This window comes from Natrialba hulunbeirensis JCM 10989 (assembly GCF_000337575.1).
GTDB lineage: Archaea > Halobacteriota > Halobacteria > Halobacteriales > Natrialbaceae > Natrialba > Natrialba hulunbeirensis.
The window spans coordinates 20,294-34,630 of the sequence record NZ_AOIM01000039.1 but is presented as its reverse complement, the minus strand read 5'-3'; the positions used below and the strand labels follow the sequence as shown (position 1 = coordinate 34,630).

Annotated in this window: 13 protein-coding genes; 7 read left to right on the top strand and 6 right to left on the bottom strand. The window is 64.7% G+C overall.

Annotated elements, in window-relative coordinates:
• The first annotated feature begins 438 nt into the window (after nt 1-438).
• A complete protein-coding gene (locus tag C483_RS15460) occupies nt 439-867 on the top strand; it encodes a VOC family protein (RefSeq protein WP_006654300.1) in 429 nt (142 codons plus the stop codon).
• Between the two features lie 75 nt (nt 868-942).
• Here C483_RS15460 and C483_RS15455 read toward each other — a convergent pair whose 3' ends face one another.
• From C483_RS15455 to C483_RS15430, 6 genes are all read right to left on the bottom strand, one after another.
• Entirely contained in the window at nt 943-1,725 is a 783-nt protein-coding gene (locus tag C483_RS15455; protein WP_006654299.1) for a PHP domain-containing protein, read from the bottom strand.
• Between the two features lie 99 nt (nt 1,726-1,824).
• Nucleotides 1,825-2,976, bottom strand: coding sequence for a chorismate synthase (aroC, locus tag C483_RS15450; RefSeq protein WP_006654298.1), 1,152 nt, complete (start codon nt 2,974-2,976; stop codon nt 1,825-1,827).
• A 161-nt stretch (nt 2,977-3,137) separates the two neighbouring features.
• Nucleotides 3,138-4,592 (bottom strand): alkaline phosphatase family protein, encoded by a 1,455-nt coding sequence (locus tag C483_RS15445; protein ID WP_006654297.1) that lies wholly within the window; start codon nt 4,590-4,592, stop codon nt 3,138-3,140.
• Between the two features lie 158 nt (nt 4,593-4,750).
• Complete coding sequence (locus C483_RS15440) at nt 4,751-5,584, bottom strand: bile acid:sodium symporter family protein (RefSeq protein WP_006654296.1); 834 nt, start codon at nt 5,582-5,584, stop codon at nt 4,751-4,753.
• A gap of 56 nt (nt 5,585-5,640) precedes the next feature.
• Nucleotides 5,641-6,936, bottom strand: a complete 1,296-nt coding sequence (gene aroA / locus C483_RS15435; protein ID WP_006654295.1) for a 3-phosphoshikimate 1-carboxyvinyltransferase — start codon at nt 6,934-6,936, stop codon at nt 5,641-5,643.
• Between the two features lie 132 nt (nt 6,937-7,068).
• On the bottom strand, nt 7,069-8,238 hold the full coding sequence (locus tag C483_RS15430; protein ID WP_006654294.1) for a LolA family protein: 1,170 nt from the start codon (nt 8,236-8,238) through the stop codon (nt 7,069-7,071).
• A gap of 137 nt (nt 8,239-8,375) precedes the next feature.
• Here C483_RS15430 and C483_RS15425 point away from each other — a divergent pair, with 137 nt between their 5' ends.
• The 6 genes from C483_RS15425 to C483_RS19640 all read left to right on the top strand — a co-directional run bounded on the left by C483_RS15425 (nt 8,376) and on the right by C483_RS19640 (nt 14,199).
• On the top strand, nt 8,376-9,566 hold the full coding sequence (locus tag C483_RS15425) for a M24 family metallopeptidase (protein WP_006654293.1): 1,191 nt from the start codon (nt 8,376-8,378) through the stop codon (nt 9,564-9,566).
• A gap of 134 nt (nt 9,567-9,700) precedes the next feature.
• Entirely contained in the window at nt 9,701-10,558 is an 858-nt protein-coding gene (locus C483_RS15420; RefSeq protein WP_006654292.1) for a prephenate dehydrogenase/arogenate dehydrogenase family protein, read from the top strand.
• The gene (locus C483_RS15415) at nt 10,555-12,150 is read left to right on the top strand and encodes a small ribosomal subunit Rsm22 family protein (RefSeq protein ID WP_006654291.1); all 1,596 of its coding nucleotides are present in this window, start codon (nt 10,555-10,557) and stop codon (nt 12,148-12,150) included. The genes C483_RS15420 and C483_RS15415 overlap by 4 nt, the downstream gene beginning before the upstream one ends.
• Nucleotides 12,151-12,251: 101 nt before the next feature.
• Nucleotides 12,252-13,076 carry a 5'/3'-nucleotidase SurE gene (gene surE, locus C483_RS15410; protein WP_006654290.1) on the top strand — a complete coding sequence of 275 codons (825 nt, stop codon included), beginning with the start codon at nt 12,252-12,254 and terminating at the stop codon, nt 13,074-13,076.
• A 259-nt stretch (nt 13,077-13,335) separates the two neighbouring features.
• A complete protein-coding gene (locus C483_RS15405; protein WP_006654289.1) occupies nt 13,336-13,740 on the top strand; it encodes a helix-turn-helix transcriptional regulator in 405 nt (134 codons plus the stop codon).
• A 312-nt stretch (nt 13,741-14,052) separates the two neighbouring features.
• Nucleotides 14,053-14,199 (top strand): DUF1328 family protein, encoded by a 147-nt coding sequence (locus C483_RS19640; protein ID WP_004215463.1) that lies wholly within the window; start codon nt 14,053-14,055, stop codon nt 14,197-14,199.
• Nucleotides 14,200-14,337 lie beyond the last annotated feature (138 nt).

Genomic DNA, 14,337 nt, shown 5'->3' with positions numbered 1-14,337 from the left:
CCGGCTAACCCCTACGAACAATCATTACTAAGTGGGCGTAACTGTGCAGAATTGTCCACATTTTTGCCCCCTATACAGTCCGGTATTTGTCACGATTTGCGCTGAAAACGAGCGCGCGTGAGACACTCATCGGAGCAGCCTGTATACTCCATACCCGAGACCCGCTGCCACCACGAGTCCGGCAAGTGACCCAAGACGGACGCCATCGTCCTGCCCGACCATCCGAACGACCACAACGAGGGTCCACGCGTATCCGACCGTCGCAGTCCCGAGTATCAGTCTGAACTGCAGGTCCGTCACAGCGATTCGCTCGAAGAGGCCCCATTAGTCGTGATGTCTCAACACCAACATAAACATACTGCCATTTTCTTTGACGCGTCTTCCCCTCATTGCTCACCGGGGCGTTCATTGGTTGACAGTTCGACGCAATGAACGCGCATGGACACCGAACACACCGCACCCGACCACGCCACACCCGAATACGCCGGCCAACTCCACCACGTCGAACTCTGCACCACGGACCTCGAGTTGGCGGTCGACTTCTGGGACTGGCTGCTCGGTGCACTCGAGTACGAACCCAAAAACGAGTGGGCGGGTGGCCGCTCCTGGATCAACGGTCCGACCTACATCGTCCTCAAAGAGACCGACACCGACGACACGTTCGACCGACACGCGCCGGGACTGGACCACCTCGCGTTCCACGCCGCGTCCCGAGCGCAGGTCGACGAACTCACCGCAGGCATCCGCGAACGGGTGGATTCGACCGTTCTCTACGATGACCAACACCCGTACGCCGGCGGCTACTACGCGCTCTACTGCGAGGACCCGATTGGGATCACTGTCGAAGTCGTCGGTCCGGAGCAATAGCGGAGCCAGCGCGCGGCCTCTTCGTAGTGCCCACGAACCGGACTCCCTTCCCCCAGGTTCCGACCGCAGTCGAGACTACGACTCGAGTACCGTCGCTGGCGCGACCGGCTCCAGACCTAGTTCGGCGGCGTACTCCTCGAGGAACGTCGCCCGCTCGCCAATCTCTCCGGGGCGGTGTGAGTCGGAGCCCACCGTGAACGGCACGTCGTACTCCCGCAGCGTCGACAGAAACGTCGACGACGGGTGGACAATTTCGGCATCCGTGAGCGCCCGACCCGCGTTGAGTTCTGGGATGGTACTCGAGTCCGCGAACGCCTGGGCGATCCGGCGGTAGTGGTCTGTGGTTGCGCGGCCCCGAAGTGGCGGAGTGCGTTCGATCAGGTCGACGTGGGCGGCGATGTCGAACAGCTCGGATTCGATGAGCGAGACGAGGGTGTCGAAGTAGTCGTCGACGACAGTGTTCAGTTCAGCATCGGTAGCATCGGCGAACGCTGAGGGTATCTGAACGTTTTCGCCGGCGACGGTGTGGACGCTGCCGATACTGTAGTCGAACCCAGCGTCGTCGAGAAAGGCCTTGATTTCGGCCTCGTCGCGCGGGTTGTAGTCCATTTCGACGGCGTCGTAGACCGGAATCGACGTTTCTTCGCGGACGCGCTCGATGCCCTCGCGGCGGCGTTCGTAGGTGAGATCGAGATTGAAGCCGTACAGTGTGCGCATGCCGTTTGCACCGGTTCGGTCGGCGACGTTACAGTGGTCTGCGAAGCCGATACCATCGAGGCCGGCGGATTCGGCGGCGCGGACCATGCCTCGAAGAAAGCTCCCGTCCGAGTAGTTCGAGTGGACGTGGAAGTCGTGCATATCGGAGACACGGCGAACGATGGGTTAGGTGTTGTGACCGACGTACGTACTCGTTTTGTGAATCGTCATCGTCCAGAAAAGACTGCAAACGGCCCGGGACTACTCGTTCTGCGGGTTGCTCGGGTGGTAGTCGGTATCGTACTCGCCGGGCTGGTCGTCGACGCGGTCGGGGTTGAGCCGGCCCGAGAGCAGCATGAAGTCGACCAGCGTCAGCGCGAGCATCGCCTCGACGACCGGCACGCCGCGGGGCGGGAGAACGGGGTCGTGGCGGCCGATGACCTTCTCCTCTTTCAGTTCGCCGGTCTCCCAGTCGGCGGTCTGCTGGCTCTTCGGGATCGAAGTCGGTGCGTGGAGCGTCACCTCGCCGTAGATCGGCTCGCCCGAACTGATGCCACCTTGGATCCCGCCGTGGTCGTTCTCGACGGGCGTCGGGTTTCCTTCTTCATCGAACTCCCAGTCATCGTTTCGGTCCTTGCCGGTCCACTCCGCGGCCTCCGTTCCGAGGCCGAACTCGAACGCCGTCGTCGCCGGCACCGCCATCATCGCCTGTCCGAGTCGCGCCGAGAGCGAATCGAAACGCGGTGCGCCGAGTCCGACGGGAACGCCCTGTGCCTCGAAGTAAATCGAACCGCCGATCGAGTCGCCTTCCTCCTGGTACTCCTCGATCAGTGCCTGCATTTCGTCGGCCGTTTCGGGGTGGACACAGCGCACGTCGTTCTCCTCGGAGTGCTCCAGCATCTCCTCGAAGCTCACCTCGGGCGCTTCGACGTCGCCAATCTGGTTCACGTGGGCCTTGAGTTCGACCCCCTCACGTGCGAGCAGTTTCTTCGCGATTGCGCCCGCCGCAACCCAGTTGACCGTCTCCCGTGCCGAGGAGCGACCGCCGCCGCCCCAGTTTCGCGTCCCGAACTTGGCCGAGTAGGTAAAGTCCCCGTGAGAGGGCCGCGGCGCGGTGATGAAGGGCTCGTACTTGCCCGAGCGCGCGTCCTTGTTCTGGATCACGAGTCCGATCGGTGTGCCGGTGGTGTAGCCGTCCTGGATCCCGGACTTGATCGAAACGTCGTCGGGTTCGCCGCGGCTGGTCGTGATCATCGACTGGCCCGGCTTGCGCCGGTCCAGATCGGCCTGAATATCCTCCTCGGAGAGCTCGAGACCGGCGGGGCAGCCGGAAATGGTACACCCCATCGCCTCGCCGTGGCTCTCGCCGAACGTGGTCACCTGAAAGAGGCGACCGAACCGATTGCCGTTCATTGGCTCCCCCTCGGAGACGCGGACACTTAGCCCTGCAGGATCCCTGCGAATTTTCGCCGCTGCCGGTGGTCGGTGGTACTCGAGTCGAGTCCCATTCCAGACAGTTACCACTCACCACCCAGAATCTACCACCCACCACCTACCACCTACCACCCACCACCCTACCCGCGAAGCGAATCCAGTCGCACCGCCGCGAGCGGGACGAGCATCTCCTCGCGCGTGAGCCCGCCGTGCAGGCCGATCTGGTCCCCAACCGCACTCTCGTCGGTGCCCGGCAGCGGCCACGACAGCCCGCGATTGCGGTGGATGACGAGCAGGTCACCGCAGCGCGAGTCGAACAGCGACGACGGCGTGCTGGGACCGAACAGGTCGCGCTCCAGTGCCTCCTCACGAGTAACGATCATCGCCTCGTCCCCGAGGTGGGCCGCGAGTCGTTCCCGAACGTCTGCGACTCGATCAGGCTGCACGTGGAAGTGGGCGTTTCGCGGACTGCCGGTCGGCAGCCGCGGCTCGCCGTGCTCGTCGCGCCGGAACGACTCACGAATGGCCGGCCAGTCCTCCCAGGCCTCCATCTCGATGTTCTCCGACGGTACGGTATCGACGAGTCCGTGATCTGCCGTCACTAGCAGGAGCGTCCGCTCGGCGACCGAGGACTCGAGTGCCGCCACAAATTCCTGCTGGAGCTGCGTCGTAATCGTGCCGAGCTCGTCCTGGTACCGGTCGGCTGTCGTCCCTTCGACGTGAGACACCGCGTCGATGGTCGGTTCGTAGGCGTAGACGTAGGTCGGCGTCCGCGCCGATGTCGCCGACGACTCTGATCCCGACCCAGACGACTCACACACTTCCCGGATAGTCGCCGCGAGCTCGGCCGGATCGCCGTAGCCGATCCGCTCTGCGCCGGCCGTACTTACGCGGCTGTAACCCGACTCCGCATATGCCTCGGGTTGAATCGCGTAGCTGTCGATTCCCTCGTCGGCCGCCCGGGAGTACACCGGCTCGGCGTCGAACAGATCGTCTGGATCCGCGGCTGGCGCGGCCGACTCGAGTGGCTCGCCGCTCGTCGTCAGGAACGGGAGCGTCGTGATTACCTGGTCGGCGGATGCGAGGTACTGGAACCAGCCGAGAAGGCCGTGTTCGACGGGCAGCGCACCGGTCTGGAGGGTCGTGATCGCTGCGGCGGTTTCGGAGGGATAGATCGAGGTGAGCGGCGTGACGGTTCCCTGGTCAGTAATCCGGGCGAGCAGCTCGTGGTCGCGATAGTCGCGCGTCCAGTGTTCGTAGCCGAAGCCGTCGAGGAGGAACAGGACGACGGTGTCGATGCCGTCGAGGTCGACGCCGTCGAAGACGGATTCCGGGAGTCGGTGCTCGAAGGCGTCCGAACTCGAGTGTGAAAGTAGCGAGAGCGCGGTTTCGGGGACGTTGGCGACGCAGTAGCTGTCGTATGCAGGGAACCAGTATCCTCCCTCGCCAGCCTCTCTGCCCTCGTCAGCGTCTTCACCGTCGCCAGCGCCACCACCACTGCCGGCTCCCTCACTGACGTTCCCGTCGCCACTGGTGGGATGACCGCGCTCCCGTTGTGTTTCGAGCAGTCGTCGTTCTACCGACTCCTGGAGCATAACCTGGTATTCGTCATCCCGACAATAAGTCCTGCCGGTGGTCTGGTTTGAAGTCGCATGACACAAGCGGCCATCGCTGTCGCGAGTGTTCTCGATCGCGCTGTACCCCCGATAGACGGGGTGAGATCCGATATACCACTGGTCAGCCACGTTGCCGATTATCGCCACTCGCCCGCCAGCAGCACGGACATGACGAGACTGATGAGGCTGAACGCGACGATAATCGTGAGCACGCTCGGATTCGAAAAGCTCGCCGTCGCGATCAGGAGCGCGATGGCCGCATTTCGCGCCGCGGTCGTCGTCGCGAGCACCTCCCGCGTAGTGCGCGCCGGGCCGCCGAATGCGTACCCGAGCAGCAGCGAACTCCCCACGACGACGACCGAGACGAACAGCGTCCCGGTCCCGACCAGCCCCAGGAGTTCCTCGCCGTTGACGGCCACCAGCAACGCGATCAGGAGGATCAGGGAAACGGTCGAGAGCCGCTGGACCGGCGGATACAGCCGCGTTGCGAGACCTGCCGAGCGCGCGTTAATACCCAGCCCAAGCAGGAGCGGCACGAGCTGGGCCACGACCACCAGCTCCGCGATGGCGATCGGATCGACGGCGACGCCCGCGGGCATGAGCACGCTCACGGAGAGCGGAATCGAGACGACCGACACGATGCCCAGCACGGCCATGAGCCCGCTGGCGAACGCGATATCACTCCGCGAGAGTTCGGCGAGTTTCGGCCCGAACGGCGCGCCCGGGGCGATCGCGATCAGCACCAGGCCGATCGCGTACTCGGTCCGCATCGGCACGGCGAGGACGAGTCCGAACGCGAGCAGCGGCACGAGCACCAGATTCGCAACGAGCGCCCGCGCGAGCAGCCGCCGCTGCTCAAGCGACGCCCGAATCTCCTCGAGCGTCAACTCGAGTCCCATCGACAGCATCGTCGTGAGCACGAAGAAAATCGTCAGAGAATCGATAGCGGCGCCGATCGGAACGGTCTCCATTCAGTCGTCGAGTACTCGGTCGCTCGGTGTGAAAGAGCCCTCGATTTACAGGCGGTTCACGCCCGGTTGATGCTCGCACCGAGCTCCGCCAGCATGTCGAAGAAGCCAGGGAACGAGACATCGACGTGGTCCGCGCCGCGAATCGTCGTTTCGCCCTCCGCGACCAGCCCCGCCAGCGCGAGCGCCATGATGATCCGGTGGTCGCCCCGGCCCTCGACGGTTGCGCCCTCGAGTACCGACTCGTCGCCGTGGACCGTCAGCGAGTCCTGTTCTTCGGTCGTCTCGACGCCCAGCTTCCCGAGTTCCTCCGCCATCGCGCTCACGCGGTCGGTCTCCTTGTAGCGGACGTGCTCGGCGTTCGTGATGTGTGTCTCTCCGTCGGCGACGGCTCCGAGCGTCGCGATAGTCGGCAGCAGATCCGGCGTGTCCTCCACCGAGACCTCGACGCCCTCGAGTGCACCCGTTCGCACGTCGATCGTTCCGCCCGCTCGATCCCAGTCGACAGTTGCGCCCATTCGGTCGACGATGTCGACGATGGCGGTGTCACCCTGTGCGCTCGGGTGTGCCCCCTCGATGCGAACGCCGTCGTCGCCCGCGATAGCGCCCGCCGCGAGCGGGTAGGAGATCGACGAGAAGTCGCCCGGAACGGCGTACTCGCCGCCGGTTGCGTCGTAGGTCTGGCCGCCTTCGACCGCAAACCCAGTGTCCGTTTTGCGCGCCTCGACGCCGAACGCCTCGAGCACTTCGAGCGTGATGTCGACATAGGGTGCGGATTTGAGTGCCGTCTCGAGTTCGATTGCGAGTCCCTCTTCGGTTACCGCACCAGCCATCAGCAAGGCCGTGATGTACTGCGAGGAAACGTCGCCCGGAATCGAGACCTCGCCACCCGAGAGCGGACCGGTGACGACGAGCGGTGCCTGGCCGTTGCCGCGGGTGCTCGCCGCCTCGCCGCCGAGATCGGCGACGGCCTCGAGCAGCGGTCCCTGTGGACGTGAGCGAAGCGACTCGTCGCCAGTGAGCACCGACGTCCCGTCTGCGAGTGCGGCCGCGGCGGTGACGAGGCGCATCGTCGTCCCGCTGTTGTCACAGTCGATGACGTCCGCGGGGACGCCGGGGCGGCCGCCGAAGCCGTCGATCTCGAGCGTGCCGTCCTGGCGCTCGACGCTGCCGCCGAACAGGTCGACGGCACGGGCGGTCGCCTGCGTGTCGGCGCTCCAGAGGGCGTCTTGGACGGTCGTCTTGTCGGCGTAGCCGGCGGCGAGAATCGCCCGGTGCGTGTAGCTCTTCGAGGGGGGCGCTCGCGCAGTTCCCGCGACGCGCGAGGGCGTGATCGTGACGTTCGTACCGTTCATGCTCGGGGTGTGGGCCGGCCGGCCTATACCGGTACCGGTCGCGCCAGTATCTGTGCTCGTGCTGTCGGTTGGTGGCAATACACCGCACCACAGCGCACCACACCACTTCGTGTCTCCGCCATGGTCCAGCAGCTACGGACAGCCAACCGACGACGCGACCTCGGTAAGCGACTCCTCGCCAGTCGCACTCGAGACCTCGTAACTCAGCGCCGAACAGGTCCAGAACAGGCTGTCGATTCGACCTTCTCGACGGTAGGCCGTGTGGCCGTTCACCGCAGTCTCCTCGAGTGCGTCCGGATTGAACCGGGGATCGGTTCGGACGGCGACGTAGAGTTCGCGCTCCGGTCGTTCGGGGTCGAGATACCACAGCATCGTTGTGGGGCCGCTCTGTCGCTCCTTCTCGACGAGGGTGACCCGGTCGAGTTCATACGGTGCTGGCACGTCGGGGTCGGGGAGGTCGTAGGGTGCGTCCGCCGCGGCCGCCTCGAGCGAGTCGTAGATTCCGCTCGGCTCGAGTCCGATCGTGACGACTTCGGCGTCCTCGGGCGGTTCGTAGACGAACGTCTCGGGATCGAGACCAGCGTCGATCTCGAGCCCCTCGTAGGTCACCGTCAGCCGATGGAGTAACTCACCATCGCCGCTTCGGACGTCATCGCGCTCCTTGATCGGATACCGGCGTTCGTCGTCGATCCAGACCGTCCGCGAGACGGTGGCCTCGTCCAACTCCGACTCGGAGACCGTCTCGAGTGGAATCCGATACACCGTTTCGCCGACCAGCAGGTCGATGGAACGCCCGGCATCGTCGCCCGCAGGGTCGATCGGACTCGCTTCGATCCGGTGAACGTCGCGGTCGTCGACGGTATCCAGACCGTCGTAGCTGAGGTCGTAGTTTTCACGGAGGCTCTCGAGTGCGAGTCGCGGCCCGTCGGCAACGACCCGGTTCGGGTGGTGGCGTTTCATCACGAGATTCTCTTCGGGATAATAGTCCCAGGTGATCTCTCGGTTCGTGACTGACACCGTTCCCGCGGCCGGGTCATCGTCGTCAGACCGACGAACTGCGCGTCGCTTCTCGGCCGGCGGCTTGCGGTAGATCTCCTCGACCTGTGTCGTCGTCTCGTCGGGTGTCTCCACGGTCACCCGTCGTCGTGCCTGAAGATCGGTGAGCGCGATACGGGTCTCGATCGCGTCTGTGATGTACTTCTCGCCGGTCTGCTCGTCGGTTTCGTCTTCGTCCGCAGGGACTGCGACACAGCCTGCGAGCGCGACAACAACACCCGTCGAAAGGAGCCGGCGGCGGCGCATACTCGTGGGTTGGAACCATCGGGTATAAGTCTATGGTTCCGTGAAGGTCGGTAGTGAATATATCGGGGGACCCACGGGCAGCGGCGACCCCAGCCGAGACCCTCGCCATTATGTACGGGCCGATCACACGAGAACGTATGAACGACCCCGTTGACCTCACCCCGCTGCGGGCCGCACTCGAGACCGACGACCTGGACGGCTACCTCATCGACGCCGACGCATCCGATTCTGACCAGCGCTACGTCTCCGGCTTCACCGCGCCGGATCCCTACCAGACGCTCGTCACACAGGACGGCGTCCACCTGCTGGTGTCGGGACTCGAGTACGGCCGCGCGGAGTCGGAGGCCGCCGCGGAGTCGGTGTCCCGGCTGTCGGCGTACGATTATCACGACCACCGCGCCGAGCACGGCCCATACGGCGGGAAACTGCACACGCTCGCGGCGTTTCTGGCGGACCACGACGTCGAGTCCGTCGCGGTTCCGCGCTCGTTCCCGACCGGGACCGCGGACGGCCTGCGCGAGCAGGGCCTAACGGTGACGGTCGAGAGCGAGGGTATCGTCGAGGAGATTCGCGCGACCAAGACACCCTGGGAGGTCAACCAGATTCGGGCGACCCAGCAGGCGAACGAGGCCGCGATGGCGACCGCGGAGCGACTCATCGCGAGCGCGGAGGTCGATGACGACGGCGGACTCGTCCTGGACGGCACGCCGCTCACCAGCGAGCGCGTCACTGAGGAGATCGAGGTAACACTGCTGCGCCACGGCTGCGGACTCGACGAGACGATCGTCGCCTGTGCCGCAGACGGTGCGGACCCCCACGACCGCGGCAGCGGTCAGCTGACGGCAAACGATCTCATCGTGATCGACATTTTCCCGCGGGACAAGGAGACCGGCTACTTCGGCGACATGACCCGCACGTTCGTCCGCGGCGAGCCGAGCGAGGAAATGACGCGACGCTACGAGGTTACGCGAGAAGCCTACGAGGCAGGGCTCGAAGCGGTCGAGCCGGGTGTTACCGGCGAGGCTGTCCACGACGTGGTCTGTGACGTGATCGAGGACGCGGGCTACGAGACGCTGCGCAGCGATCCGAACACTGAGACCGGCTTCATCCACAGCACCGGCCATGGCGTCGGACTGGACATTCACGAGGAACCGCGCGTCTCTCCGAGCGGCGGGGAACTCGAGCCAGGCCACGTCATCTCGATCGAGCCGGGTATCTACGACCCTGCCGTCGGCGGCGTCCGCATCGAGGACCTCGTTGTGGTCACCGAGGACGGCTACGAGAACCTGACTGAGTATCGGGTCGGACTCGAGCCGGTCGCCGAGTAGTCCTGGCGGACGGCGAGGCGGCGGTGAGGGTGGCGGTGGTGGTGGCGGTGAGAGCAGAGCTACTGGCGCGCGTGACACTCACACGAACTGATCGATCGAACGGCTTTTGCAACGGCAGACGGTAGGAGCCACCGATGGACGTCTTGATCGTCGGCGCTGGCTCGATGGGGATCTGGCTTGGGACCGCCATCGGGAGCGACGCGACGATCACCTACGCCGACGTCGACCGGGAGGCGGCGGCTGCAGCGGCGGAGGCGACTGGCGGTTCCGTAACGACGCTCGACGGTGACGATACCGGCCGCGACGACACTGTCGCCGGCGAGGACACCCAGAAGGAACAGGACACCTACGACGCCGTCTGTCTCGCCGTCCCGATGGCCCACGTCACCGAGGCAATCGCCGAGCAGGCCTCGCGAGCCGACCACGCCGTCATCGACGTCTCCGGCGTCATGGCTCCGCCGCTCGCAGCGATGCGCGAACACGCACCCGACCGCGAACGCGTGAGTCTCCACCCGCTGTTCGCCCCCGAACGCGCCCCCGGCTCGATCGCCGTCGTTCGCGACGCCGAGGGACCGGTCACCGACGACCTGCTCGCAGCGCTCGCCGCCCGCGGGAACGCACTCGTCGAAACGACGGCGGCCGAGCACGACGACGCCATGGAAACCGTCCAGGCGATGACCCACGCAACCGTGCTCTCGTTCGCTCTCGCTGCCGAATCAGTTCCTGACGGCTTTGAAACCCCGATCTACGAGCAGCTGCAAACGCTCGCCGAACAGATGACCGGCGGCACGCCCCGCGTCTACGCCGATATTCAGGCCACCTTCGACGGTGCCGAGGCGATCGCCGACGCTGCACGCACGATTGCCGACGCCGACCCAGCCGAACTCGAGTCCCTCTACCAGAAGGCGGGGGCCCGATGGCACGACGATAGCGAGACCGCGGCCGACAGCCCGGCGACTGCCGACCAGCCCGCAGAGGGAGCAGACCAATGACCGACCAACGAGAAGCCATCCGATCCAACGCGAAGTATCTGCGCAATGTCCGGCCGATCGACCCCGACGAGATCTCTGAATACGTTACCGGCACGCCACATCCGGCCGTCGTTCGCCAGCATCTCCGCGAGGAGGCGCTGGATCTCAGACTGATCGAGCGCGACGATGGCACGTTCGTCCCCGTCTCGGACGATCAAATTCCACCGAACCGGGGGCCAGTTCAGGCGTTCCCGGACCGCTACGCGCGAGCACTCGAGGACCTCCTCGTCGAGCGCTACGGTGTGAACTGGCACACGGACAGCGTGGGCGACCTCCTCCGGTCGACGATCCGCCGATTCAAAGCCCAGTACCTCGAACGCCGAGCAGTGACGTACGACGAGGACGTGGCATCGGGCTACGCGATCTACCACCTGCCGGGCTACTACGCCGCGATCCAGTACGCACTCGATGACCTGGCCGAACGCGGACTGCTCGACCGCACCCTCCGCGTCCTCGACGTCGGTGCAGGCGTCGGCGGCCCCGCGCTCGGACTCTGTGATTACCTCCCCGACGACGCGCTCGTCGAGTACCACGCCGTCGAGCCGAGCGCCGCCGCCGATGTACTCGAGTCCCTGCTCGCAGAGACGGGGCAGAACATTCATACGACGATTCACCGCGAAGCGATCGAAGACGTAGATCCGGCAGCGCTCGGCACTACTACGCAGGGTGACGATGAACCGTTCGACCTCATCCTCGCTTGCAACGTCCTCAACGAGCTCGCAGATCCCACGACTGTCGCTCGCTCGCTGCTCGACGCACTCGCCCCCGATGGCACCGTCCTCGCGATGGAGCCGGCCGACAAGAACACGAGCGTCGGCCTGCGCGAACTCGAGCGGACACTCGAGGACGAGCGGATTCGAGACGCGAGCGAGTTCTCGGAGGAGTCGGATGAGGGCGACGGCAACGGTGACGGTGACGGTGACGGTGACGGTGATAATGACGATGAGAGTGCGACCGCCGCCGGCCGAGACGACCGCCACGGGCTCGTCACCGTCTACGGCCCGACCGTTCGCCTCTGGCCCGACGAGCGGCCCACGGATCGCGGCTGGTCGTTCGACGTCCGCCCCGACCTCGAGGTTCCCGAGTTTCAGCGCCAACTGGACGAAGCGACCCCTGCGGACGACGAGGAGCACGCACCCGGCGAGTTCATCAACGTCGACGTGCAGTTCTCACACTCGCTATTGCGCCTGGACGGCACTCGCCGGATCGACCTCGAACTCGACGACGGTGACTGGGCAAAGATGGCCGATATGGAGCGCCACGTTCCGAACCGGATCGACCTCGTCGCGGCGAAGCTGAGCCACTCGCTGAGTTCGGACGAGGACGCCGAGTACGGCAGTTCGTCGAACCCGCTGTTCAAGATCAGCGACGGCAGCGAGGCGACCGACCACTACGCCGTCCTCACGAAGGAGACCTCGCTCAACCGACCCCTACTCGAGGCCGAGTACGGCGAGGTCTGTTCGTTCGAACAGATTCTCGCGCTCTGGAACGACGACGAGGAGGCGTACAATCTGGTGGTCGACGAGGAGACGATCGTCGACCGAATCGGCTGAGCGGTCCAGAATCAGGCTCTCGTCGCTGGTGTTCAGCCGGAACCGAGCGAGCGAATCTCCGAAACCAGAGTGCTTTTCGCGCCGGCCTCCAACCCACCGATATGAGCGACTCCCTCGAGATCCTGCTGACCAACGACGACGGGATCGACAGCGTCGGTATCCGCGCGATTCACGACGCACTCGTCGACCACGTGAACGCGAACGTCACCGTCGTCGCGCCCGCGAGCGACCAGAGCGCCTGTGGCCGCTCGCTCTCTCACAACGGCGAGATCGGACTCGTTGACCACGAACTCGGCTACGCCGTCGAGGGGACCCCGGCGGACTGTGTCGTCGCCGGTCTCGCAGAACTCGGCCCCGACCCGGACCTCGTCGTTGCTGGCTGCAACCGGGGTGCGAACCTCGGCGAGTACGTCCTCGGTCGTTCGGGGACGATCAGCGCCGCCGTCGAGGCCGCGTTCTTCGACGTTCCTGCAATTGCGACCTCGATGTACGTCCCAGTCAACGACGTGCCACTCGGTGAGATCGAACTTACGGTCGACGACTTCCGCGAGGCCCAGCGCGTGACGACCTATCTCGCCGAGCACGCTCTCGCTGCCGGTGCGTTCGAGCACGCGGCGTATCTCAACGTCAACGTCCCGATGGCAGACGCCAACGACGGCCCTGCACCGATCGAGATCACGCGACCCTCGAAGCGCTACGAGATGGACGCCGAGTCGGATGGTGACCAGGTCACCCTCTACGACCGCGTCTGGGAGTCGATGGATCCCGAGACGATTCCGGACCCCGAGGGAACCGACCGCCGCACGGTCGCCGAAGGCCGCATCAGTATCTCTCCGCTCACTGCGCCCCACTCGACGAACCACCACGAGGTGCTCACTGACCTCGCCGAGACCTACCACGACCGCGTTGCGACGGCTGGTGACTGAGGGGTTTCCCGATGACTTCCGTCTGAACACGACTCTCACGGGCGTAGCCCACAATCGTATCAGATACCGTACTTATCGTGGGAGTGGCGTCGGTGTTCAACCACCGCAGCGGCGAAAACCACCGGACGCTACACGCGGCCGACAGACAGCCGCGTTGCTCGGGCAGAGCACAGATATATAACCGATAGGACAGAAGAAGAGAGTACCGACAACGGTGCGCGACACGCAGCTCCGAAACCTACGAAATGGGTGATCGACAATGGTATTCAGTACACTTTGGGCTCGCCTCTCGTCTCTCTGGCAGGGGGACTCGACGGACGAGAGCGACGCACGCGAGTCCACATCGACATCGACTGCGACCGACGAATCGACAGACGAGAGCGACAATGAGACACTCAGTTATGCCGAGGAAATCGAGTACGGCGTCGACGAGCGCGACCTGCCTGACGAGGACAAGGTTCTTCGACTCCTCGTCAAACGCGGCGGGCGCGTCGACGAGTCGACCGTCCGCGAGGAAACCGGCTGGTCCGCCGACCGACTCGAGTCGGTGATCGATCGCATGGAGGACGAGGACCAGATCAGCGCGATCACGGTCGGCCGAAAGCGCGTCATTTGCCGGCGCGGCTTCGAGCCGAAGGGGTATCGGTCACACCTCGGTGAGTGAACCGACAGCAGACAACGCGTAGAACGCCCTGAATTACTCAACGGGTGGAACGAGACACGCGGCACAGCGCTACTCGTCTGCAAACGATTTCTTCGATCTTCTGTATTATCGGATGACGCCTCCCGACACCACCTCGAATAGACGTGTCTCGCTTTGGTTTCCTCTATAGAGAGTCAGCCGCTGCAGAGAGTTCCTCTCGAGTACCCCTCAGTACGTGAGAGAACGCCGACCGAGAACAGAATAGCAGTGATGTCCAGTGGTTTGGCGTATGCATGCCGAATTCATATCCACGTCTCTGGCATATGTCTCCCCATGCTAGAACTTGCACTCCTGTTCTTCGTGATCGCGATCATCGCCGGTGCACTCGGCGCAGGTGGCGTCGCCGGACTGACGATGTCGATCGCGAAGTGGCTCGTGTTATTGTTCCTGGTGCTGGCCGTCGTGTCGTTGCTGCTCTGACCGGCACCACCCGCGCTACCGTGTCCGTACACACCCATAGCGACTGCTTTTATCGGACCCGTAGTACCGCTCACCAACCTGCGAGGGGGCGTCATAAATCGATACTTGCGATACCAAACTCTCCTTTTCATGGTCACA

Bases quoted from the DNA above. Each gene is read 5' to 3' on its own strand.
- C483_RS15460 (WP_006654300.1), top strand. From the start codon at position 439: ATGGACACCGAACACACCGCACCCGACCACGCCACACCCGAATACGCC.
- C483_RS15455 (WP_006654299.1), bottom strand. From the start codon at position 1,725: ATGCACGACTTCCACGTCCACTCGAACTACTCGGACGGGAGCTTTCTT.
- aroC (WP_006654298.1), bottom strand. From the start codon at position 2,976: ATGAACGGCAATCGGTTCGGTCGCCTCTTTCAGGTGACCACGTTCGGC.
- C483_RS15445 (WP_006654297.1), bottom strand. From the start codon at position 4,592: ATGCTCCAGGAGTCGGTAGAACGACGACTGCTCGAAACACAACGGGAG.
- C483_RS15440 (WP_006654296.1), bottom strand. From the start codon at position 5,584: ATGGAGACCGTTCCGATCGGCGCCGCTATCGATTCTCTGACGATTTTC.
- aroA (WP_006654295.1), bottom strand. From the start codon at position 6,936: ATGAACGGTACGAACGTCACGATCACGCCCTCGCGCGTCGCGGGAACT.
- C483_RS15430 (WP_006654294.1), bottom strand. From the start codon at position 8,238: ATGCGCCGCCGCCGGCTCCTTTCGACGGGTGTTGTTGTCGCGCTCGCA.
- C483_RS15425 (WP_006654293.1), top strand. From the start codon at position 8,376: ATGAACGACCCCGTTGACCTCACCCCGCTGCGGGCCGCACTCGAGACC.
- C483_RS15420 (WP_006654292.1), top strand. From the start codon at position 9,701: ATGGACGTCTTGATCGTCGGCGCTGGCTCGATGGGGATCTGGCTTGGG.
- C483_RS15415 (WP_006654291.1), top strand. From the start codon at position 10,555: ATGACCGACCAACGAGAAGCCATCCGATCCAACGCGAAGTATCTGCGC.
- surE (WP_006654290.1), top strand. From the start codon at position 12,252: ATGAGCGACTCCCTCGAGATCCTGCTGACCAACGACGACGGGATCGAC.
- C483_RS15405 (WP_006654289.1), top strand. From the start codon at position 13,336: ATGGTATTCAGTACACTTTGGGCTCGCCTCTCGTCTCTCTGGCAGGGG.
- C483_RS19640 (WP_004215463.1), top strand. From the start codon at position 14,053: ATGCTAGAACTTGCACTCCTGTTCTTCGTGATCGCGATCATCGCCGGT.